The sequence below is a fragment of the Deltaproteobacteria bacterium HGW-Deltaproteobacteria-6 genome (genome assembly GCA_002840435.1).
Classification (GTDB): domain Bacteria; phylum Desulfobacterota; class Syntrophia; order Syntrophales; family Smithellaceae; genus UBA8904.
Genome location: PHAT01000004.1, coordinates 230941 through 255474, shown reverse-complemented (window position 1 = coordinate 255474; position 24534 = coordinate 230941). Strand labels below are relative to the sequence as shown.

The 24534-nt window shown below is 49.0% G+C and carries 18 protein-coding genes; 10 read left to right on the top strand and 8 right to left on the bottom strand.

The window, feature by feature from the left end:
- Positions 1-50 precede the first annotated feature (50 nt).
- The 3 genes from CVU71_09580 to CVU71_09570 all read left to right on the top strand — a co-directional run bounded on the left by CVU71_09580 (position 51) and on the right by CVU71_09570 (position 5464).
- On the top strand, positions 51-2345 hold the full coding sequence (locus CVU71_09580; protein ID PKN19021.1) for an adenylate/guanylate cyclase domain-containing protein: 2295 nt from the start codon (positions 51-53) through the stop codon (positions 2343-2345).
- Positions 2346-2514: 169 nt separating this feature from the next.
- Positions 2515-4545, top strand: a complete 2031-nt coding sequence (gene alr / locus CVU71_09575) for an alanine racemase (GenBank protein PKN19020.1) — start codon at positions 2515-2517, stop codon at positions 4543-4545.
- Positions 4546-4612: 67 nt separating this feature from the next.
- Positions 4613-5464, top strand: coding sequence for a GNAT family N-acetyltransferase (locus CVU71_09570; protein PKN19019.1), 852 nt, complete (start codon positions 4613-4615; stop codon positions 5462-5464).
- Between the two features lie 284 nt (positions 5465-5748).
- Here CVU71_09570 and CVU71_09565 read toward each other — a convergent pair whose 3' ends face one another.
- The 7 genes from CVU71_09565 to CVU71_09535 form a co-directional block, all read right to left on the bottom strand.
- Positions 5749-6669, bottom strand: a complete 921-nt coding sequence (locus tag CVU71_09565; GenBank protein PKN19018.1) for a hypothetical protein — start codon at positions 6667-6669, stop codon at positions 5749-5751.
- A gap of 137 nt (positions 6670-6806) precedes the next feature.
- Positions 6807-8030 carry an aminopeptidase P family protein gene (locus CVU71_09560; protein PKN19017.1) on the bottom strand — a complete coding sequence of 408 codons (1224 nt, stop codon included), beginning with the start codon at positions 8028-8030 and terminating at the stop codon, positions 6807-6809.
- Positions 8031-8044: 14 nt separating this feature from the next.
- Positions 8045-8446: a sterol-binding protein gene (locus CVU71_09555; protein ID PKN19016.1), complete on the bottom strand. Its 402-nt coding sequence runs from the start codon at positions 8444-8446 to the stop codon at positions 8045-8047.
- 233 nt (positions 8447-8679) lie between these two features.
- Positions 8680-10935, bottom strand: coding sequence for a hypothetical protein (locus CVU71_09550; GenBank protein PKN19015.1), 2256 nt, complete (start codon positions 10933-10935; stop codon positions 8680-8682).
- Between the two features lie 150 nt (positions 10936-11085).
- The gene (locus tag CVU71_09545; protein PKN19014.1) at positions 11086-13071 is read right to left on the bottom strand and encodes a hypothetical protein; all 1986 of its coding nucleotides are present in this window, start codon (positions 13069-13071) and stop codon (positions 11086-11088) included.
- 39 nt (positions 13072-13110) lie between these two features.
- Positions 13111-14223 (bottom strand): hypothetical protein, encoded by a 1113-nt coding sequence (locus tag CVU71_09540; protein PKN19013.1) that lies wholly within the window; start codon positions 14221-14223, stop codon positions 13111-13113.
- A 365-nt stretch (positions 14224-14588) separates the two neighbouring features.
- Positions 14589-15176: a hypothetical protein gene (locus CVU71_09535; protein ID PKN19012.1), complete on the bottom strand. Its 588-nt coding sequence runs from the start codon at positions 15174-15176 to the stop codon at positions 14589-14591.
- A gap of 336 nt (positions 15177-15512) precedes the next feature.
- On the opposite strand from CVU71_09535, the gene CVU71_09530 reads away from it, so the two are divergent.
- The 7 genes from CVU71_09530 to CVU71_09500 all read left to right on the top strand — a co-directional run bounded on the left by CVU71_09530 (position 15513) and on the right by CVU71_09500 (position 23452).
- Positions 15513-16787 (top strand): twitching motility protein PilT, encoded by a 1275-nt coding sequence (locus tag CVU71_09530; GenBank protein ID PKN19011.1) that lies wholly within the window; start codon positions 15513-15515, stop codon positions 16785-16787.
- 245 nt (positions 16788-17032) lie between these two features.
- Complete coding sequence (locus CVU71_09525) at positions 17033-18124, top strand: hypothetical protein (protein ID PKN19010.1); 1092 nt, start codon at positions 17033-17035, stop codon at positions 18122-18124.
- A 14-nt stretch (positions 18125-18138) separates the two neighbouring features.
- The gene (locus tag CVU71_09520; GenBank protein ID PKN19009.1) at positions 18139-18927 is read left to right on the top strand and encodes a 3-oxoacid CoA-transferase; all 789 of its coding nucleotides are present in this window, start codon (positions 18139-18141) and stop codon (positions 18925-18927) included.
- 282 nt (positions 18928-19209) lie between these two features.
- Complete coding sequence (locus CVU71_09515; protein PKN19008.1) at positions 19210-20724, top strand: hypothetical protein; 1515 nt, start codon at positions 19210-19212, stop codon at positions 20722-20724.
- Between the two features lie 132 nt (positions 20725-20856).
- The gene (locus tag CVU71_09510; protein ID PKN19007.1) at positions 20857-21618 is read left to right on the top strand and encodes a hypothetical protein; all 762 of its coding nucleotides are present in this window, start codon (positions 20857-20859) and stop codon (positions 21616-21618) included.
- A gap of 27 nt (positions 21619-21645) precedes the next feature.
- Complete coding sequence (locus CVU71_09505) at positions 21646-22530, top strand: RNA pseudouridine synthase (protein PKN19006.1); 885 nt, start codon at positions 21646-21648, stop codon at positions 22528-22530.
- 211 nt (positions 22531-22741) lie between these two features.
- On the top strand, positions 22742-23452 hold the full coding sequence (locus CVU71_09500; GenBank protein ID PKN19005.1) for an enoyl-CoA hydratase/isomerase family protein: 711 nt from the start codon (positions 22742-22744) through the stop codon (positions 23450-23452).
- 120 nt (positions 23453-23572) lie between these two features.
- On the opposite strand, the gene CVU71_09495 is transcribed toward CVU71_09500, so the two are convergent.
- The gene (locus CVU71_09495; protein PKN19004.1) at positions 23573-24457 is read right to left on the bottom strand and encodes a hypothetical protein; all 885 of its coding nucleotides are present in this window, start codon (positions 24455-24457) and stop codon (positions 23573-23575) included.
- Between the last annotated feature and the right edge of the window lie 77 nt (positions 24458-24534).

Genomic DNA, 24534 nt, shown 5'->3' with positions numbered 1-24534 from the left:
ACATCTGCCGGGGAAACAAAGGACAGCTTGACTTTACCCGGCGTTTTGGTATGATTTCGGAACTTAGGGAAGAATACTGCATGAATCAAAAATTGAAAACCATTTTACAGGTCACGCCGCTCAAGATTACCATCTTTGTGCTGCTGATTGCGCTGGTGTTGTTCCTGTCCGATTTTCAGTTTTTGCGGGTAGTGGAACTCAAAACGCTGGATTTGCGCATAGCGTCTCGCGGCCAGCTGCCAACCGGCGGTGAAACCGTCATTGCCGTCATCGATGAAAAAAGCCTGGCGGAACTTGGGCGCTGGCCCTGGCCGCGGACGGTGATCGCCCAGTTGGTCAACAAGTTAAAAAAGGGCGGCGCGAAGGCCGTCGGCTTTGATATCGTTTTTGCGGAGCCGGATGCCAATGCCAATATTAAAATGATTGACGCGCTTGCCGCCGAAATGAAAAAAAGCGGCATTTCCAATCCCAACGTCGTCAGTCTGCTGCGCAGGAAAAGAACCGTTGCCGACACGGACGCGATTCTGGCCGAATCCATTAAAAACGCAAAAAATGTAACACTGGGTTACTTTTTTCATTTTCCGCGCAAGGGCAACGACAAGGAGCTGGCGCACTTCACAGAGAAGAAAATCGCCGAGAATACCGCGCTTATAGAAAATTCACGCTATGGGATGATCAACTCCTCGACGGATAAACCCGATGAATCGTATCTGCCGCACGCTTATGCGCCGGAAACCAACATTCCACAGATCGCCCGCGCCTCGCAAAACAACGGCTATTTCAACATGCTGCCCGACAGCGACGGGTCCAACCGCTGGTCGCCGCTGATCATCGCGTTTGGAAACAATTGTTATTCTTCGCTGGCCGTTTCATTAGTCCATGCCTATTGGGATTTTCCGGGTTTGGCTTTGAATCTTGAAGAATATGGCGCTAAGAGCATTGCCATCGGAAATACGGTAATTCCTACGGATGAATCCGGCCGATTGCTGATTAATTACATGGGACCACCCCGGACATTTCCCCATTATTCCATTTCCGAAATTCTTTCCGAAAAAATTCCGCCGGACACTTTCCGCAATAAGATTGTGCTGATCGGAGCGACGGCCATTGGCATTTATGATCTGCGCGTGACGCCTTTTTCCGCCGTCTTTTCCGGTGTCGAAATCCACGCCAACGTCATTGATAATATTTTACATCAGAATTTCCTCACCCATTCCTCTTTAACCCGCTTTATTGATGTTTTCGCGATTATCTTTTTCGGACTGGTGCTGGGTCTTTTGATTCCACGCCTGCGGCCGATAGCCGGAATGATCGCCGCTTTTCTGATGATTGCCGCTTTTGCCGCCATCAATTTTTTTGTTTTCTTCAAGTTCAATATCTGGTTGAACCTGGTCTATCCGCTTTTGACCATGGCGACGATTTATCTAGGCATCACGATTTACCATTATTTTAAAGAAGAACGGGAAAAGAAAAAAATACGCGGCGCATTTCAATATTATTTGAACGCCTCGGTGATCAACGAAATACTCAAAGACCCCGCCAAGCTTAAACTCGGTGGCGACAAGAAAGACTTGACCGTCCTGTTTTCGGATATCCGGGGCTTTACCACCATGTCGGAAGGGCTGACGCCGCAGGAACTGGTCGCGCTGCTTAACGAATACCTTACCGCCATGACCAACAAGGTTTTCGAGTATGAAGGCCTGCTCGACAAGTATATGGGCGACGCCATCATGGCCGTGTTTGGCGCGCCGCTCGATCAGCCGGATCACGCCAAACGCGCCTGCCTCACCGCGCTGGCCATGATGCAGGAGCTGCACAGGCTGCAGAAGAAATGGAAAGAGGAAGGGCGCCGCGTCTTTAACATCGGCATCGGCGTCAATTCCGGCGATATGAACGTCGGCAATATGGGTTCGGAGATGCGCTTTGATTATACGGTGATGGGAGACATGGTCAACCTGGGTTCCCGGCTTGAAGGCACCAACAAGGAATACGGAACCAATATCATCATCAGTGAGTTTACGTATGAAAAAGTGAAAGATGTCATGTGCTGTCGCGAGCTGGACTTTGTGCGTGTCAAAGGAAAAGTCAAACCGGTAAGAATCTATGAGTTGCTTGCGGAAAAGAAAGATGAACCCGATTTTAAATCCATGATTGATGCCTTTGATAAAGGTCTGGTGCTGTATCGTGAAGGGAAATGGGATGAGGCGATTGCTGCATTCCAGACCGTTTTGGACATCCGGCCCGGCGATTTCCCGGCGACCATGTATATCGAACGGTGCAAAAATCTAAAGGAACATCCGCCGGCTGAACCCTGGGACGGCGTGTTTGTGATGACGAAAAAGTAATAACGATTCCCCTTTGTTATTTAAACCGCAGGGAGAAATCTTTATCCATGCATAAAGATTGCCTGTCGCTTACACTTCAATGCCGACCCCTTGATAGATAACGTGACCATCTGATCATCTGAAGGTCGCCGCCCTGCGGGCGGCAGGGCAGGAGGTCTCGCGAGGCGGCGTGACGGTGCCATCCCGTGGGCGCACACCGGAAGGACAGGCACACGATGCTTTGATCCATGAGGATTTGAAACAAAATATGCCTCTGAGAAACGAACAAAAATATCGCAGCTGGGTGGAAGTGGACCTGGACAACTTTACCGCCAATCTCCGGGAAATCAAGCGGCTGATCGGCGATGGGGTTGATTTTATGCAGACCGTCAAGGCGGACGCCTACGGTCACGGCGCTATTGAAATATCCCACGCCGCACTGCGCGCGGGCGCCCGCATGCTGGGTGTGGCCAATGCCGATGAAGGTGTTCAGCTGCGCGTGAGTGGCATCGAAGCCCCCATTGTTATTCTGGGACCTTCCACTTTGTCGGAGATCCCCGACATGATCAAATACCACCTTACGCCGTCTGTTTCCGACGCGGGATTTGTCCGTGCGCTCGAAGAACAACTGGCCCGCGCCTCACGGACTTTATCCGTTCATGTGGAAGTCGATACCGGCATGGGACGGGGCGGCACAATGCACAGTGAGGCCCTGGATTTGATACGCACCATTCAAACCCTCTCCCACGTTACCCTGGAGGGATTGTTCAGCCATTTTGCATCGAGCGAAGTCATGACCGCTTATAATGATCAGCAGTGGCAATTATTCTCCGGGCTTATTGCCGAATTGCAGCGCCTCGGCATCGACATCCCCGTCAAACACATGGACAACAGCGGCGCGATCCTGAATTACCCGGCGCTGAAACTGGAAATGACGCGTCCCGGCATTATGACTTACGGTATCTATCCGTCAGAGGAAACCCAAGCCAGGGCCACGCTGCTGCCGGTTATGTCATTCAAAACGACTATCGTGCTGGTCAAGGAATTTCCCGCGGGCTACGGCATCGGCTACAACAGAACATATATCACCAAAAACAAAACCCGTGTGGCGACTATCCCGGTGGGCTATGGCGACGGCTATCCCTTTATTCTTTCCAATCAGGGTGAAGCGCTGATTCGCGGCCGGCGCGCGCCGATTATCGGGCGGGTGTCCATGGACATGTGCACGCTGGACGTCACGCATATTCCGGACTGCGACATCGGCGATGAAGTGGTTTTGCTGGGAAGGCAGCAGTCCGAATATATCAGCGCCAGCGAAATTGCCGCAAAAGCAAAGACAATCAGCTATGAAGTGCTTTGCGCGCTAGGCAAACGCGCGCCGCGCGTCTTTTTGCAAAAAGGGAAAACCGATGCGGTGGAACCCCGGCTGAGACGGGTATTTGTTCCCGGTGAAGAAAAATCCATTGCGCGCATCGACAATATCATCCGCCATTGCTTACAGACCCGCACGCGCAATGAAGAACTCGGCGACGCCATATACTATGAAATGTTTGAAACCCTGTTCGGCAAGGAAGACCGGCAGCTTGAACTGCGTTCTTCTTTCCGCTATGATATTACCATTGCGCCGCTGCCCGACGCCGCCGAACACAGGCGGCGCGCGGAGGCGTATTTCCAGTTGAGAACCCATGTCGAATATAAAAAAACGATCCGCAGCGATATTTTTATGATCGGCTGCGCCTCGGACAGCGCGCAGCTGGAAGCCCTGATTGAAGACGAACATTGCGAATACCGCTGGATTCTGGGCGGTGATGATCTGGTGATGGAACGCGATTTTACCGTTGAGAAGATGAGCATTGACGGCGAGGATATCCCCATCATTGAAGCCAAAAAGACCGGCCGGGGCTACGAAGTCTGGTGCGGCAGCGAGAAACTCAAATCAAAAATCAACCGGGAAGTCAAAATCGAAATCGAAATCCTCACCAAGAAAGCCAAAGGCAACCGGACGTTTCCCGTCTATCTTTTATACCCGACGCGGGGGCTTTCGATCAACTTCAATTATGAAAACGCAAATTTGAAAAATGTCCGGGCGGAAAGCTTTTTTGCCGGTCGTCATCCTCACGCGGATATCCAGGCCAGCCGCGGCAAATCCATCCATATCAGGATATCCCATGAAGAATGGATTTTCCCGACAAGCGGTGTGATTTTCATCTGGGATGTTTAGGCTTTTCTTCTATGAGGAATACGCTGATAACCTGAATGTCGCGCAAGGCGGCGTGAAATGACTATCCATGAATGAAGCAAAGAATTTAATAATTCGCAAGATGAGCCTGGGGGAATTCTGCGTGGCCGTTGAATGGGCCGCCGGAGAAGGTTGGAATCCGGGCGTACAGGATGCCCGATGTTTTTACGCGGCCGATCCCGCTGGATTTTTCCTGGCCTTGCAGAACGGCAAACCGGCGGGGTGTCTGTCGGCGGTAGCCTATGATGAGCATTTTGGCTTCGCCGGATTTTATATTGTGAAACCTGAACTGCGCGGTCAGGGAATCGGACATCAGTTGATCCGGAAGGCCTCAGCTTACATGGGCAACCGCACCGTTGGAAATGATGCGGTTGTTGCGCAGCAGGAAGCTTATAAAAAATATGGTTTCAGCATGGCTTATCGCAATATCCGATATCGCGGGATTGCTGCTTCCGGCGTGATTAATGTTCCTGAAATAGCCGATCTGCGCAAAATACCTTTTCATGAGGTTTCAACTTATGACCGCGGGATGTTTCCCTCCGAACGTTCAGCTTTTCTGCATTGCTGGATCCATCAGCCGGAAAGCACGGCGTTGGGCTATGTTCGGGACGGGCAGTTATCCGGGTACGGGGTGATCAGAAAGTGCCGGCAGGGTTATAAAATCGGTCCATTGTTCGCAGATGGTGAAGAAATCGCAGGGCAATTATTGCTGGCTCTGACGGGCGTTGTATCTGGTGAGGAATTTTTTCTGGATATTCCCGAGCCCAATTCCGGCGCCCGTGCGCTTGTTTGCCGCCATAACATGCAAATGGTTTTTGAAACCGCCCGCATGTATTCCGGTGCTGCGCCTTTGCTTCCTCTGGACAAAATATTCGGTGTGACCAGTTTTGAACTGGGCTAGTCAGGGGCCGTGACTTCCACTTATTCCATTTCTAAATACCCTAATGGCCTAAAGGCCACACGAGGGCACGCGTCAATGATGATATCGCGGCGGCAAGGTGGGAGGAGACCAGCCGTATGGTCTATCCGTTGAGAAAGCCACGACCCCCACGTCTGGGGGCAAGCGACGCCAACAAAGACAGCGCTTGATCGGTGGTGCATTCCCGCAGGGGCGCGCATAATAAATAAAAGCTACATTACCGAGAATATTTGCCGAAATGGCAAATACTTCCTTTAGAAATGGAATCATGTTTTCAAAAACAACTTCCATCCCGCCCACAGTGATCCCGGATTGAAGTCCAGCGCGCCGGATGCTTCGGCAACCGGTGTGAAGCCACAGGCATCGCAGTTGATTTCTCCGCGGTTTTTCACATAGCAGCCTTTCGTAATGGTTCCGTCCGGATCAACGTTGATCAAAATATCGTCATGGCAGCGCCAGCAATTGTCCATCATTGCCCGAAGCCTGCCCGCCGAGTTCAAAATGGGGAATCCCCGCCTTTTCAGCTCCAGCAGTTTCAAAATAGCCTCGCGGCGTTCGTCCTTTGAGAGGGCAAGGTCATCTTCTCCCTGATGGTAGGGGTAAAAAAACTGGACGGTCATCCCTTGAATATGGGGTATTTCCTTCAACCACCGGGACAGCGGCTCCAGATCCCGTAAGTTGCGGCGATTGAGCGTGCAATGAACAAACACACGGGGGTGCTTTGTTGCTTTGAGGTTTGTACGGATACGGTCAAAGGAATGGCTGCGCAGGTCATCCTGTATCTCCTTCATGCCGTCCAGACTTACCCAGAGGGTATGGGCGGGGACGTCCAGTGGCAGTGTTCCATTGGTCGTTACGGCGACGCGCAGGAATCGTTTCCGGGCATAGCGGACAAGATCATGAAGACGGTATGCCCCGTCCCGCCACAAGAGAGGCTCTCCTCCTTCAAAAACGACCATGCGGGTTCCGAGACGGTGGAGGGCTTCCAGAGCGCGAACGGCAATGCTCCGGGACATGTGAGCATCTTCATCATCGGCGCGCAGATGAAAAGGGCAGGCCAGACAGGCCAGATTGCAGCGATAGGTAACTTTGAAACTCGCCAACAGAGGGATTTTGCGGCCGAATATTTTTCGCTGCCAGAAAAACCGCGGCAGGTCCAGAGGCCAGGGAAGAGGTGCGTTTTTCATTTTTTATTTCTTTTTTTCATGACAGCATTATCCCCAACCTGCTGCCCGCGAGAAAAGATTCTCCCCTCTTTTTTAAAGGGGGGAGAATTCGGGGGCGCTGCTTCTCCAATTAAACTGGATGCCCCGGTAATCCGGGTTCAGGAAATTTCTTCAATGCCGAGCGGATATTTGGACAGGACCTCACAGCCGTCTCTGGTGATGACGATATCATTTTCATAGCGGAAGCCGATGTTCTCATCGGGTGCGGCATACTGCATCGCGCAGACGACCATTTCGTTTTCCTGATAAACGTGATCCTGGTCCGTCCAGTAAGGAAGTTCGGAATTGACGACGGAACCGATGCGCCACTCATCGCCGAAAAGACCGATTCCGTGTTCGCAGGCCGGCTGGATAAAATCACCGCAGCCGCGCGATTCGGCAAAGTCCATCATCGTTGCGGCCAGCGTCCCGGGTGTAGTCCCGGCGCGGTAATGATCAATAACTTTTTGAATAATCGCGACAAAATTATCCGCGTGCCAGCGCTGGCGCTTGGTCGCCGGTCCGATCAGATAATTGTGCGAGTGGTCGCCCAGCGCCAGTTTGAACATGGCGTGGAAATCCAGCATCAGCGGCTCGCCCGCCATGATCTCCTTGGTGGTGGGGGGCGTGCACGCGCCCAGTCCCGTGCGGAATCCGCTGGAAATTTCATTGAGCCCCGCGAAATTCCACTCCGACACGCTGCCCGCCTTGCGCATGGCCAGCGCGGCGATGCCGGCAATCACGGTTTCCGTCATGCCTTTGTAGCCGCCGTTTGCAAGCGCCGCTCGCGCCGCTTTGTGTCCTTCATCAACAATCAGCGAGGCGGTGCGGAAACGCTCAATGGTGCCCTGGTCTTTGATCAGCGACAGGGCGTCGATAATATCGTGTGAGTTGACCCACTCAAAGCCGGGAAGCGCGTCTTTAAAATGGGTATATTCCCAGTGGGACAGATTTCCTTCGGCCGTGTAGGTGGAAATTCCGTCCTCGTAGCCCAGCCGCCCCTTCCGGAGCCTCAGCTCATCTTTGATAAAATCCGTAATGGCGGAAACCTGATCCATGCCGCCCATCGGCCCGTAGGCGCGAACATGATCGGCGTCAAGCCAGGTTTCGTCGCCCACGCGCAGCGCGTCGACCACAAATGTAAAATAGGTGGGCTGTCCTTCGGCGGGAATGATCAGATAACTTCTCCACGGGCAGAAGGTATCCATCACAAAACTCATGGTACGGATACGCGAACCAAGATACACGTCAATGCCGCGCTTGTGCATTTCGGTCTGAATCGCCTTCACGCGTCCGGGATTGTCGATATAATACTTGTCCTGAGGGTCTAATATTCTGGTCATATTTTTGTCTCCCTTTAATACTGAGTTGGAATCCGTGACAGAACCTTGTTCAGGCGGTCAGACACGGCGGCGAGTTTAAGCGCTTTGGCCAGATTGCCTTTAAGTTTAAGTTTTCCGGTCATCAGCGCCTTTTGCGCGCCCAGTTCCGCGCGGGAGATTCTGGCAAAAGTTTCATAATCGCCGATGATTCTGAACTCTCCCTGAGGCGGTTCGCCTGCTCCCGTTTCCACGCGGGTTACTTTCCCTTCCCGGCATTCGACAAAAAGAAACATTTCCACGCCGCCGGGACAGTTTTTATAAATGTTGGACATCGATGTCGTGACATTATTCATTTTCTCGGGTGGAAGTTCGGCCTGAAGCCTTTTGAGCGCTTCATCCCGCCATGACGGACTCAGGTATGCAAGTAACTCTGACATGTTGATTCCTCCTGTCTTGTTTGTCGGCCGGCATGGGCATACCGTCCGGATTGATATTATGTGAAAGGCTATGTCTCCTCTTTAAAGGCGGATTAACGATGAATTTCTTTCACGGTTTGAAACTATAGGGTCAAAAAAAAGGCATGTCAACACAATAAAGAAAACTAAAGAGGGCGTCCGGCGCTGAATGTGCTTGCGGCGGACGCCCTCTCTGTTCATTGATCAATGTCAAATCATTTCGCTGAAACGGTAAATTCCGTACTGACGTCACTTTCCAGGCCATCTTTATCAACAGCTGAAACCACATAGTTTTTATTTTTACCTTTAACAATAGAACCGTCTGAATAATGAGCCGTTTTTGTTTCAGCGATTTTTTCCGCACCCATAAAGACTTTTTCATAAACGACATAATGGGAAATATCCGCTTCCTTGTTGGCTGACCAGGATAATTCCGCTTTGCCCGCTTCATATTTTCCCTGCAGATTTTCCGGAGATTTTGGTTTTGGTTTGGTGGTCAGGGAAATGGTATCAGAAAAATCAGACAGCAGTCCATCGTTGTCTTTAGCCTGTATCCGGTAACGATAAGTGGCGCCATCCTTCAGATTTTTATCCGTATGAGGTGACATATTGGCCTGGGCGATATTGGAGAAACTATCACTGTCGCCGGTTGTCCGGTAAATATAATAAAGACTGATATCCTTTTCCGGATTGGCCTGCCACTCCAAAGGGGCTTCCTTGACCCTGGAAGATGTCCCTTTTAAACCGCCCGGTTTTTGCGGTCGGGGTTTGGTTGTGGCAAAAGCCTGCGCCTGCTTGCTTTCCGCATTCACTTTATTGTAAGCGGTGAGCCGGTAATAATATGTTCTGCCATCTGCCAGCTGGTCAAAACCGCGGGAATCATCCATGAAACTGTTGTTTTCCCGGCCGCTGATTTTCTTGAGCAGCGTATACTGGCCGTCCTTTTCCAAAGACCAATAGATTAAGTAGCCTTCAACCTCTTCTTGTTTAGCCGCCTGCCAGGTCAGTTCCACTTTCTTGACGAGGGCGCTGCGGGCGGCAAACTTTTCAGGTTGAGGAGGAATGTCCCTGGTGACCGCAACTTTAACCGGCGACGGGCTTGTTTCCACTCCTAAATCATCTTCTGCCGTGACATAATAATAATACGGGATTTTATCGCCCAGCCCTTCAACGTCTGAATACTCATACTGGTTGTTGGAGTCCGATGCGTTTATTTTCTTAATTTTAATAAAGCCGCCGTCACTTTTCGGACTGCGATAGATATTATAAGCAGCGAGGAAAGGGGATTGAATACCGGTCCAGCTTAACTTCACTTCACGAATCAAGTCGCTGACGCTATTGACTGAAGCAATTCCGGGGAAAGTCGTTCCTTTCACGGGATAACATAATTCGCTTTCAATTCCCTTTTCATTAAAAGCGGCAAGACGATAAAAATAGGTATGGCCATCCGGTAATGCCGTAGACCGATAATGAATTTTTCCGTCGCTGTTGGCGGCAAGATCATTGATGAGCAATTTATTAACTTCCTGATATTGGCCATCCTCCTGGTCGGCGCGGTATATCTTGTAGCCGGCCAGTTGGGATGTGTCCTGGCTTTTTGACGGACTGGGCGTCCAGACAATCAGAATGCTTTTTGAACGCCCTTCCGTCCTCAAGATGATGGGCGCGTTGGGCGCGAAATCAGTGCGGGCGGAAACAACGGGAGTAAAACCGCTCAACCGGCTTAGCTTGTCATAGGCTCTTACTTTGTAATAATAATCAATGTTGTTTTCCACATTTTGATCGTGGTATTCCGTTCTGTCCGCCTGACCCAGCATGGCGAACGGCCCATTCTGATTAAGGCCACGATAAACTTCATAACCGGCGGCGGCAAAACCCGGAATGCTCTGCCAGCGGATGATTATTTTTTTGTTTCCCGGAATGCTTTGACAATTACCCGGAGAGCCGGCTGCTGTTTCCCCTCCCGTGTCTGATGCCCTTTCTCCCGAAGAGCTGTTTTTAGTCAGCACTGCGATGAGCGAAGAACCGAGTTTTCCGACTTCCGTGGTCAGTGCCGATTCGCCGAACGCCGTTACCCGGGTCGTATAAACTTCCTTTTTTTTGTCGATTTGAATCAAGCTGCATTTGATGTTGATTGCCGATCCTCTTTTTGCCACGGACCCGACCACGATAAAATCGAGCCCCAGACGGGAACCGATATTGACAACATTATCAATTTGATCATTTTGTTGAAGATCATTGAGGTTGAGAAAAGTTTCGAGGTCTTTGCGGTCAAAGATAGAAAGGGAGGAATTCGTTTTCAGGGTGCCGATCAGCGCGTTGGTCACGCTCGTTCCCAATCCTGAGGCTTCAAAATTTACCGCTCCGAAATTAAAGACGGACAGCTTGTATTCGCTGGCATGGATCATCCCTGTCTGCGCAAGAATGATCAGAAATAATAAAATTGCACCAAGAATCGTTTTCTTAAGCATAATGAGTCTCCGGCTCAATGGATAAGTCATCATATCGGCATGAAGACCATCCTGAATATCCCACTGGGTTCATGATGACCTGCACCGTTTGTCGGATGTAAGCGAGACGCAGGTGCAGGTCATGTCAGGAAAGATTGAATGTAAAATAATTTAAATATCTTTAATGATCTTTTCAATTAATTCCAGCGATTTCTGCGATATCGGTGTCGTGATCCCTTTTAGTTTTTCATCATAAACGGCATCGATATATTTTTCTACAGCGGCCTCATAATTGCGGCGTTTCTGCAAGTCCTGCGCTTTGTTGAAATATTCCACTTCCAGACTCTGGAAATGTTTCAGAACGTTGCGGCCCATTTCCGAAATTTTGTCGTTGGCCAGTTCGTCCAGCACTTCGGCTTCCGTGGGCATTTCGAGCGGATCCTGCGCTATATTGGCCATGGGCAGGCCGTCCCGGTACTTATCTTCCTTAACCATCTTACCGGAAACAGTGTTGGCAATAATTTCACCCGTCTGTGTATCAACCAGTTTAAAAGACAGTTCCATCATGGCGCTGATTCTGGCGACACCCTCTTTATTGGATATGAACTGGTAATTCTTTTTCTTGATCGTTCGCGGCGGAGCATTTTTTACATCTTCTTCGGTCGGCTTGGGATTTAACATGCGCCAGTCAGACCAGTCAGGATTAGGAACATCGTCTTCACTGACCAATACCCTCACCTGAGTAATGCTGGGATTGTCCTTGAATTTGGCCGAAAAATGTAAAACGTCTCCCATGATAAAAGTATCGATGCCCCTCATTTTACCGACACTCTGGGCTGTTTTAATATCCACCAGTCCCGTCTGGCTGAGCTGCATTTCCCTTAAAATGGACTGCAGGTTTTCCCTTTCAATGATGCGCAGATCAACGCTGGCGTTTTTATGTAAAAAAGCAATTAACTTATTGGCGGCTATTTTGCCGGCATCTTTCTCGGTGCTGGGGGAACCGAAGTCAAAAACGGCTATCGATTTGCGGACGCGTTTGGTGATGGGATCTTTAACGTCGTTCTTCTTTTGGAATAATTCAGGGTAATCCGGAATAAGCGCTTCAATTTTTTGCAGCCAGACCAACGCGTTGCCCCACATCTCTTTTCCTATGAATTTATCCGATCTTTTCATCGCGGCGGCGCAAAGGCGGGTGGCATGCTGTCGAAAATCGGCATCATCGACCAGAGCAGGTGCATAATTGCGGGCCAGTTCGATCTCATCAAAAGCGCCGCAAAGCTTATCCTGCTTTAAAAGTTTGACGGATTCTTTGAAATGGATCTGGCTGGCCTTTGCTTTTAATGCCTCCAGATTTTTGCTCAAGCCGGGATCCGCCTGAGGATAACTCATTGCTTTCTCATAAAGAAACACGGCACGGTCATATTTGTCGGCAGCCTCGGCTCTGGCGGCTTCTGTTGCATAATAACTGGGGTTATCTTTTTTCAACGCTTCCTGATACTGCCTGGAAACATCCAGATACTTGGGATTAACATCCATGGCTGCTTTAAAATTTTCTGCAGCAGCTTTCCAATCGTCCTGCTTGCCGAAATTTACCGCCTGCTGGTAAAGCGCTCTTATCCCTTCAGACTGGGAACGCCTGAGTCTGTTGCCCGTGTCTTCATAATTGGGGAATATGGCATTGACCTGTTTCAGCTTGTTCAAGGCTGCAATCCAGTCTTCCCTCTGCATGTCGGCTTCCGACTGCTGGTAGAGGCTTTTCAAAGTTGCTTTCAAACTATTGGTTTGTTCATTGACCCTGGCGTGAAAAGATTTGATCTCTGCATTTTCAGGATCCATGGCCAGCATTGTATCGGCGTCTTTGGACAGTCTTTCCAGTACCATGAGGTTTTGTCCGGCCGATGCATAGGCCTGCTTGGCCTTCGCCAGACGGGCTTGCGCCGCCTGCTGTTTGGCTCTGGCCAGTTCATTTTTAAATTCCTGATTATCGGGTTCTTCACTCACCGCTTTTTGAAAATAAATGACAGCTTCTTCCCAGCGATTGGCTTTGGTAAAATCCTGGCCCTGCTTAAAACTCTCGTTTGTGCCTACACAAGCTGCAAGGAAAAACAAAATCATTGCAGATGCAACCACCATGTATGTTTTTCTGCTTTTCATTCTTTCATTCCCTCCCCTGAAATATCCGATATCTTTGCTTTAAGGCAGCAGAACTGCCTCAATTCGATTTTGACTGATTTCCTCAATTTTGATGCTGCGTTTGCCGATGGTTATTTGTGATACATCGTGTGCTACGGCTTGTGTGTCGCCTTCGATTTCCAGATCGAATTCAGCCTTGCCCTTTGAATAGTGCCGCTGGTTCATGCCTTTAAAACCTTTGATTTCCTCGCCGATCACCGATTTGAATTTCTGTAAAGCAGCATAAGAATTAAGCCCTGAAACAACCAGCTTGATGGTGGCGGTATTGGCTAATTCTTTCGACCAGCTTTCCAATACGTCATCGACAAGTTTAGCAATCAATTTGGTTGATGTCTTTTCCGTTAAAACTTTAAACTCTCCTTTGCCTTTGTTGTCGGACTCCGTTTCGCTTTCCGTTGTAACAATTTCGCCGGTGTCCCCGTTAACAACCTTGCCGGTGACAACTACTGAGTTTTTATTCATTTCAACATTATAAATTGTCGAGGATTTACTGATGGCCTCGACCGTTCCGAAGATAATCACTTCAGCCCCATAGCGATGGGCAATGCTGGAAATAGCCTTTTTATCTTCAGCCTCCTGCAGGCGCTCATAATCCCTGTTTTTTTTCAATGCCCGGGCGTCAACCAGCTTAAAATTATGATCCTTTAAATATTTGGCCATGGCGCCCTCAGCAACGGCATCTTTTGATTCTGAATCTTTAAAAATCAACATGACCCGCGGGTTTGATTTGCGCGCCATAATCAATTTGATAGCCGCCATCTTATCGCGTAATTTGCCCTCACTGACGGTGGCTTTAATAACAACTTCATACAAGTTGCCGGATCGTTTTTCTGAAATGATATCGTATTTATCAATAAACCCGCTTGATTCAGAAAGGATGCTGTCCATCTTCACCTGAAAATTTTCCACATTGGTTGTGCTGGTGATCATCACGCCGGCGACCTGTTCCACAGCATTGCGCTGCGCTTCATCCAGCGCTTTGCTGCGGGCGATATCAACAAATTCTTTTTGAATGGTTGCCATGCCTTTGGCCGTAATTTTCTTCTGGGCGTAAGCGGGTAAAATGGAAACAGCTATAAAAGCAAAAACGAGACAGAGGATTGTTTTTTTCATAAAAAATACCCTTGAAATTGTGAAGAGAATTTGTTTTCTGTAAAAGATCCTTTACGGTATCGGTTTAAGTCCGTTTCAACGTTTGGTTTTCCATTAAATCGACATGGAAAAGATATACTTAAATTGCTTATCACTGTCAAGATGAAATGGGTTTGAGAGCATGGCTCCTGAAAACGTAAAACAGCACATAAACTATTTTGTCAGTGAAGAGCAGGCAGAGCGTTTTTTTGATTTAAAGCCTTTTTTGAACCATTAAAGAAAAGGAAAAGGCATGGTAAAATCTTTCCCGAAGAAACCGTCTTATTTTAGTTATGTTCATCAGATAGTTAAACACGGCAAAAATAGTCAATAAGTGTTAATGCCCATCAGGTGCCTGGGCGAAATTCTATGATGACGTTCCCTGGATTTGAGCTGTTGTAACCATCGTTGTCGCATCGCTTCCAGATTCCCAGATCATACCAGAACCCCAGCTTGAAATCTTTGGACTTAATGGTCTTTCCTTCTCCTTTTAAAGCGGTGTAATAGCAATATTCTCCATAATCATAAGGCACTTTATCGGTATTTTCGCCCCGGCCCTTTTCGTTGACCAGTGTGCCATTATATTTTTTTATCAGCTTGTTTAACACTCCCCCCAAAATATTAAAGTAGGTATGCTCGGCGCTCAAATCACCGGTATTAAACTGCTTTTGCGCGTGTACGGATTTAATTTTGCCGCCCTTTGTCCGGCAGATTATCTTAAAACCGTCTATATAACCCTCGTAGGCATACCCATAATCATCATCACTGCCCGATTTGAAGAAATCTTCGGGAATTAAAGAGGCTGATCCGCCCGGATATGTTTTGAGAATAAAATCGACCATTTTTTCATTGGCGAAGGCGGCAATGCAATGCAACGGGGAAAACAACATGAGTCCTGAAATTACTGAAATAATCATAAGTCTTTTAAATTTCATATTATTCCCCTTGGTTTTTTATGAAATGAAGTTTCATGAATTTGTAAGACTGGTGCCCCCCAATGTCAAGAAAAAATTTTGCTGAAATTGATCATGAAAGCTGCATCAGTCAGCGGGCCGATCCGATGCGCATTCATTTGTTTCTTATATCAATATATCAATACATTATAATCTTTTTCACTTGACGCCGGACAGCTTTTCTCCTATTCATCATTCATAAGAAAGTAATTTCCGGCAGAGGCGGAAACCGGGGCGAACAGGTTCCGGGGGAAAATGCTGCTTTAAAAAATTATTTTGTCTCTGCCTTAACCGGGCTCACAACACTGAATTCAGGATATGAATATGAACAAGCGTTTTACGGATTTGATTCTTGCCGCCATCAAACAGAGAATTTCCGATCTCCACATTACCGGAGGCTTTCCCCTTATTTTCCGCAGTGACGGCGTTATTCATTTTGATAAGAATGTCAAATGGACGCATGCGGATATTGATATGATTGTCAAAGAAATGTTGAGCGAACGCCAGTTATTTACGCTGAGAAAGAGATGGTCCGTCGATTTTGCAATATCTTTTAATCACGTACGGGTAAGAATCAATGCATTCTACACAACCAGAGGATTGAGTCTGGCGATACGGCTTCTTCCCGAAATGATTCCCGATCTTGCTGCACTTAACCTGCATCCCTCTCTCAGCCAGATCAAGGATCTCCGGTCCGGGTTGGTTCTTGTCTGCGGCAGCACCGGTTCAGGCAAATCGACCACGGTCGCGGCAATGATTGAAGAGATTAATCGCACCCGGCCTGTCCATATTATTACGATTGAAGATCCCATTGAATACCGGTTTAAACCCAAGAAAGCATTTATTGAACAGCGGGAAGTCGGTATTCATGTGCCGTCTTTTGACCAGGGGCTGCTGGATAGTTTGCGGGAAAATCCTGATGTGATTTTTGTCGGGGAAATGAGGGATCCGAATACCATCCGAATGGCCCTTACCGCGGCCGAATCCGGACATCTGGTTTTCGGAACTTTGCATGCCACCGATGCGGAGGATGCCGTTTACCGCATCAACAATTGCGTATCCGGAGATAATCAGGAAGTCATTCGCTACCAGTTTGCCTCCACGTTTTCCTGGTTGATTATTCAACAACTGACCTATATCGAAAAGGCAGGTTTCCGTGTACCGATGTTATCGATAATGCGCGGCTCGTCATCGGTCAGGAGCAGTATCCGTGAAAACAAACTGGCCCAGTTGGAAACGATTATGCTTACCAGCAGGAATGAAGGCATGTTCACCATGGAACTTTATCAAAAGGAGTTTCTCAACAATCAGCCTTCGTTTAACCATCCCCATAAAAGCTTTGGTATGGGAGCGGAATCCTCGCGAGAAGCGGATTATGTTTCAACGCTCATCGATCCCAATGCCGTTCAGGATGTTGTTTATATGGCCAATGTTGATGATGCGCTCAAGAGCCCAACCGTAACGGTTAAAGACGAAGAATGGCAGCAATATGTCATTCTGGAGGATCATGACATGGAACTCAAGGACATTATCGCTCAGTACGACCAGGCGGATAATAACAAACCTGATGGCAACAATAGAAAAGGCAAATGATGCTATTTTTTAATGATGTGTTTTTCAAGTAAAATCTGATTGCTTCCGACCCATTCCGTTCATTATTTCAGCCATGTATAGTATCCGGGGCAGGTATTTCCGGTGAGATCGCCGTACGGAAAGACGACGTGCTCCGGGTTGTCTCCATTCTCAATATAACTTGACCGCTGGTCATTATAAGAGTAAAATCTTAATAGAATGTGCGGGAAACACATCGGGGAAATACAAATCAGGAGGAAATAGAGATGGCAAAATATCTCTACAACGAGGAGGCCGTTGCAAATCTCAGACTCAGCGATACGTCCGTTCTGGACCGGTTGGTTGATTTCGAGTCTGCGCGCGCGGCGCATTTAAAAAAGGAACATGCCAAGAAAGACAAACGGATGTCGCTTGCCGAGGCGGTGGCGACTTATGTGCAGGATGGCGACATCATGACCGATGCCGGTTTTTCTTATGTCAGAACACCCCACCAGGCTTTTCACGAGGTCATCAGGCAGGGTAAAAAGAATCTTCAGATGATCGGGGCGCCCAATACCAATCAGAGTTTCTTTATCTCTTATGGATTAGTGGATTATTCCCATAATTCATACACCGGTGCGGAGATGCGCGGAATTGATAAAAGCTATGACCGCGCGCTCAAGGCAGGCCGGATCAAGATTCTTTCCGAATGGAGCCACGGCGGAGTCGCTCAGGGGTTCAAGGCGGCCCAGCTCGGCACGCCGGGCGTTTGCAGCAAACAGATGCTCGGCAGCGACATCGTTCGCTATAATCCCTACCTCAAGGTGATACAGAACCCCTTGAAGAAGGATAAGGATCCTGTCGTATTTGTTCCGGCATTATATCCCGATGTGGCCATTATCCACTGTCATGTGGCGGACAAGTACGGCAACGGTTATATCTATGGCCCGGCCGTCAATGATCTCGCCGTGGCAGCCGCAACGCGCAAACTCATCATCACAGCCGAAGAAATCGTTCCCGAGAATGACATCCGCTACAACAGGCAGGGGCAGATCATCCCGTTCTTTTATGCCGATGCCGTGGTCGAGCTGCCCTTTGGAGCGGTCCCCGGCAATATGCCCGGATGCTACTACTGGTCGCGGCAGTGGTGGGAAAAAATCATGCGTTTTGGCGGCGTATCCGACGAAAATATGATGATCCTCCTCAATGAGTGGATCATGGGCACCAAGGACCAGTTCGAGTTCATCGAAAAGCTGGGAGGTGCGAAGTGGATCGCCGAGGCCCGTCGTCAGACCAAGGCCGCCGAAGGCGACAATGAAGACATTGATTTTTCTTATGAAGAATATACCCTGAAGCATGATTCAGGGCTCTATTATTAAGATAGGAGTATGTTATGCGAGATTTAAATGCACCGGCCAATCCTCTGGAAACGTTGGCCTATATTATTGCGCAGCAGATTCACGATCATTCGGTCGTGTATATCGGTACCGGGATCCCCATGGTGGCCGGAATCCTGGCCAAGAAAACCCACGCCCCCAATATTACAATTGTCTATGAATCCGGCGGACAGGATCCAATCGAAGGCGACATGCCCTGGTCGGTCGGCTGTCCCTTCACCTGGCGTAAATCCCCTACCACGATGGAAATGTCCTACTCTTTTGCCCAATGCTACAACGGATATGTGGATATGGGATTCCTGGGGTTTGCCCAGGTGGATATGTACGGCAACGTGAATACTCACATGATCGGCAAAGACTTTCACAAACCCGCGGTTCGCATGACGGGCAGCGGCGGGAATAATGACCTGTCGTCTTTAACTGAGAACATGGTGCTGGTCGGACTTCAGTCTCCGGATAAATTTCTGGAGAAGGTTGATTTCGTTACCTCCGTTGGACATCTGACCGGCGGCAATTCGCGTAAGGAGGCAGGCCTGATCGGTAAAGGCCCATCCGCCGTGATCAGCCCGTGGGGCGTTTATGACTTTCATCCGGAAAGCAAGCGGATGCGGGTCAAGACCCTGACCCCCGGCGTCACTTTTGAGATCGCCCAGCAGCTCACCGGCTTCGAGCTGCTCAGGCCTGAAGGAGACATTCCGGACACCAAACTGATCACGCCCGAGGCCTTGGAGATCATCCGTACCCAGGTTGATCCGCGCGGCGTTTTCACGATTATGCCCACCTGATCAAGATTTCACAGTGGGGTTGGGATAGAAAGCGATATCCCAACCCCTTTTTTTATGCATCAATGTCTCATCTGATTTAAATTTTATCCATCCATCGCCGTCCGGCTTCAGTTAAAATCCATTCAATAATTTTGCAGAACAATATTGACTCATTTCGATATTATGATATAGCAACCCGACCCTGAATAAAGCAAATAAGCACCATGAGAAAGGGGCATTGCAGAATCAGAAAAATGCCTCCCGGGTTTTGTGTATTTATAAAATAAAATAAGAGAGAAGAATATGACAACACCGATACAACAGAAAATAAGGGACAAGAAAAGAACAGCCAAACAGATCGCCGATATGGTCCAGTCGGGCGATTGGATCAACCACGGGACAGTCGGCGGTGATTCCACCGTCTGCACGGAAGCTGTCGCGCAACGACTGGGCGGCGGCCCGGGCCAGTTGAAAGATATCGAATTCTGGCTGGCCGGCAATTTTTATCCGCATCCGGAGTTGCAGCAGATGGATCCCTGTCAGCAGTATCATTGTGTTCACGAGCATTTCTTTTTTCCCTGGAACCGCAAAGCCAGGGAAGAAAACGGTGTTACCAGCTGGACGCCCTGGGGGTGGGCGGGCGGCATCTGGGCGCATCACTACCGGTTTGCCAATGCGGACCGGCAGAAGCGCGGCATGGACTGGTGGTTCAACGCGGCCACTGCGCCCGATAATCACGGCTATTTCAACATGTCCTACGGCACCAACAGCAGCAATGTCTTTCGCCAGACGGCCAGGAAAATCGTCTTTGAAGTGCGCGCCGATTATCCCTGGGCGGAAGGCGGGCGGTTCAACACGATTCACATCGATGATATTGACTACTGGGTGGAGGTGGACTGCGAAAAATATAAATGGCCGCAGATGAATGAAAAGGCCATTGTTCCGAAGCCGGTGGAGCAGGAAATTGCCAGCCACATCATGACCATCATGCGCGATCGCGATGTGGTCCAGCTGGGGATCGGATCGCTGCCCTCGGCATGCGTCGCCGCCATGGCTGATGCGGGATTCAAGGATCTGGGCATTCATACGGAAATGCTCAACTACGGTCTCATTAAAATGATCGAGTCGGGGCAGGTGACCAATGCCTACAAGAATCTGGACCATGGGAAAAGTGTCTGGACGTTTGCCTTTCCTGTCGATGTGGCGTGGTATTACGAAACGATCCATCGCAACCAGGCCATGGCCGTTTATGATATCGACTACACCAACAATCTGGATATTCTGCGCCGGATTGACAACATGGTCGCTATCAACAACACCGTGTCTGTTGATCTGCTGGGCCAGATGTCCTGTTCTTTTTATGATAGGCGTCCTATCTCCGGCACGGGTGGATTTTTTCAATTCATTATTTTCGCCGCTCAGGCCCGGGGCGGCCGCTCAGTCGCCGCCATGACGTCGCGCAGCAAGCACAACACGTCACGCATTGTTCCTTTCCTGCCGCCCGGAACGGCGGTGGATGTGCCGGCGCAGTTTGCCCAGTATGTCTGCACGGAATACGGGATAGTAAACCTGCGCGGCCTCAATGGTTATGAACGTGCCGCCGCGCTGATTTCGATTGCTCATCCGGACGACAGGCCCTGGCTTACAAAGGAAGCCCGGGAAAACGGTTTGATACCGCCGAAATTTCCGGCCGACTTTTTGCCTGCGGAAGGCGGCAACCGGCGCTATCCGTCTTATGACGAGCGGCGTCATTACAAGATGCCCATGGGGAGCGCCATCTGGGGATACGACTGGGATCCCATCCAGTCGGGCAAATAGCAGCACCTTGTCCGAATGGTTTCATGAACGGCGCTGCTGGCAGCAAACACTTGAAATGTATGATCAGGTCTGTTACAAGATTTTCGGGTTTGTTCGGCAAAAAAACGGAAATATTCAGGGAGTTGATTGGCCATGGAACAGGTTTACAGTATATGCAAATCATTTGTTGACCCCGTCTTTATCATTTTTATTCTTCTGCTCATTTCTTTTATCATCTGCCTTAATGCCAGCAGGAAAAAAGGCGGTGTTTTGTTTTTATTGCTGATGATTGTCCTGCTCTATGGTTTCAGCATAGAGCCGGTATCCAACTATTTGAGTTACGGACTGGAGAAGAACTATATTGCGGTCCCCCCGGCTGAAGAAAAAGCGGCGGTTGATGTGGTTGTCGTATTGAGCGGGGGCGTCTATTCTGTCAAGGCCCTGGGCAAAACATTTCCGAGTGATACCACCACCGGCCGGCTGGTTCATGCCGTCAGAATGTATCAGGAATATGACGCTAAATATCTTGTTTGTTCCGGCTATGATGACAGTAAAATATCCGGCGCGGAGCTGATGGCCCAGATGGCGGTAGCGTTCGGCGTGCCCAAAGCGAGAATCCGTATGGAAGCCAAATCAAGAAATACTTATGAACATGCGATAGAATTTAATAAAATGTTTATCGACAAAGACATCCGTATCGGGCTGGTAACCTCCGCCTATCACATGAAACGAAGCGAAAAAGAATTTCAAAAGTATTTTAAAAAAGTGCTGCCTCTGCCGGCAGGTTATCTTTACCGATCACCCGCAGGCGTTTCCGCCGTCCGATACATTCCGCAGGCGCAATGGTTGTCGAATAACGCGGTCATCTTCAGAGAGTATGTCGGTCAGTTCTGGTACAGCATCAAAGATTTCTAAAAGGTTTTCATGACAAAGGGAGTCCTGATGCAGGCATCGCAATGGCCGGAGAAATTAAGTTTCGTAAGGGCCGTAACCGATGACACATCGCCCGGAGCCTGCGACTTTCTTGCATTTTACACCGGTCTTTCCAAGGGCCGTGTAAAAGACGCCATGAACAAAGGCGCGGTCTGGCTTCAGCGAAAAGGTTCCGGGCGTATCCGTCTGAGAAAAGCCAGTTTCCGGCTCAGGAAAGAGGATATCCTTGAACTGCACTATGACCCGAAACTCCTGTCAATGGATCCACCCATAGCCTCGTGTCTCCAGGATTACAAACACTACAGCGTCTGGTTCAAGCCGGCAAATCTCCTCAGCCAGGGGACTGATTTTGGAGACCACGGATCGCTCCTCAGGCAGGCGGAGACATATTTCAATCCGAGGCGCGAAGCCTTTCTGGTGCACAGGCTGGACCGGGAGGCAGCAGGCCTCATGATGGTTGCTCATTCCAAAAAAGCTGCGGGCCGGCTTTCCATACTTTTCTCGGAACACAGGGTTGTCAAACGTTACCGCGTGGAGGTTCTGGGCATGCCGGAAAACAATGAAGGCGCCATCAGCCAGCCTCTGGATGGAAAGACGGCAGTAACCCGATACCGGATCATTTCAAGAAATCCCGAAGCGGATACATCCACGCTGGAAGTCGAAATTGAAACAGGACGGCTGCATCAGATCCGTCGTCATCTGGCGTGCATCGGCCATCCGGTGATGGGTGATCCGCGTTATGGCGCCGGCAACAAGGATGGAAAGCCGCTGAGGCTGACCGCCTGCGAGCTTGCCTGGCGCTGTCCGTTTACCGGGAATGAAAGGGTTTCCAGCTTGAAAAATGAAGAGGATGGCGATCGCGGTCCCGGCTTGCGGCAAGGCGTTAAGGCATGAGCAAGACCGGTGCCGGTGGCGATGTAATTGGGTGATAATTCGTTTATTTTACCGGACATGTGTTTGCGTAAAATTTCCCCGTCATTTTTATCTTTAAAATAGTGTTGAAAATATAGCATGAAAAGGATAAAAATCATCCCGGTTTAACTCTAAGGTGCCATGCAAACTGCCTTGAGCGGTTTCTAAAATATGGAGAAAGCGAAGGATACATATGCCGATTGAGATTAAGATGGAGGGCCAGGTGGCCGTAGTCACGTTGAATGAAGGGGAAAACCGTTTGAATCTGGATTTCCTGAATAAATTTATAGACGCCCTGGATCATATTGAGAAACAGACGGATGCCAATGTGCTGGTCGTTCGCGGCGCTCACGAAAAAATATTCAGCAATGGAATCGATCTGGAGTGGTTGATGCCGATCATGCAGAAAAATGACGCGGCAACGGCCAAAAAATTTATTGAAACGATGATGGTGCTTTTCAGGAAGATTACACTGTACCCCATGCCCACGATTGTCGCAATGACCGGACATGCCTTTGCCGGCGGCGCGATCATGTGCTGCTACTTTGATTTTCGTTTCATGCGGTCGGACCGGGGCTTTATGTGCTTCCCGGAAGTTGATCTGGGCATTCCGTTTCTGCCGGGCATGATGGCGGCGATGAAGAAGGCCATTCCGCGTTACAAACTCGATGAGATGGTTTTAACCGGAAAGCGGGTTGCCGCGCAGGAATGCGAGGAGCATCATATCATCACCAAAGCCTGCCACATTGACCAGCTGATGGACGAGGTCATGAATTTCGCCAAACAGCAGACGAAGAGACGCGCGGTTGTTGATCTCATTAAAGCGGAAATGAACAAGGAGATCGTTTACGCGATCGATCATGAAGATCCGCCGATTATTGCGTCCGGACGCTTTTACGTCTAATGAATCCTGCGATCGAAAGAGCTTGCCGGAGAAAAATATTTCCCAAAACCCGATGAAACCCGAGCCCCATCGCCGCTTGCAGACGATGGGGCTGTTTTGCATCCTCTAAACTTATGCTCGTCACATTATCTCTCGATATATTTTCCATTCATCGTTTATTTTTCTTAACTCTAATTTCTTGATGCCTGAATTTTTGAAGATGTCGGAATGGTAATATTGTGTGAAGGTTGCCGTGGCATTATTCTCCTTCACCGATATTTGCAATTCTTCAATCCTGATACGGATGTTTTTACTTTTCCGGTGCACACTGGTTTTATGGGAGCTCCAGACATTCCGGTTCATTCCCCTCGATATAAAATCGGGGGCATAGCAACTCCGGTAAATTTTCATATCCCCTGATTGCCAGCCGTTTAACCATCTGGTAATCAGATTCCGCACTGCTTTTTCACCCGATTGTGCCATGTCATTGTGCAGGAGGTTAACTTGATCCGGATTATTATCGGTAACCGCGGATTCGGCAGCAACCACCTTCTGAGAGGCCGCAGGAGCCCGGCAAACGATATTTTTTAATTTTTCCGCAACGGAATCGGGAAGGATGCTGTTCCATCCACCGGCCACATCTTTCGGTGATGAATAAAGCATATGGCCTTTCTCGTCATAAATAATGGTCGATAAATCTTTTGTTTTTTCTTTTACGCAGTCTATTTCCGATAATTCAAAAACATAATGGATTAAGTGCGGATTAACAGGTGCTTTGCCGACGCTTTGGAGAATTGAAAAATATTTTGTCTTGGCTTTTTCATTCACTACGTTTTGAGTCCAGATACTCATCACGTTTTCATTTACTTTTTTAATGCTGTGTTTGCTGTAATACACAGCCCCGATGGCGGATTCCGAACAGAATATCCAGTCTTCCGCCCGGGTGTGATTCGCAAACAGGAAAAGAGTTAACAAACAGACAAGGATCTGAAAAGTCCGTGTTTCATTATGTCTTCTTTTTTCCATAAATGTCCTGTTTCATACATTGCCCTCCGGTGCAATTCCAGTTATCTCCCGCAATCCGTATATATTGAATTGCCTCA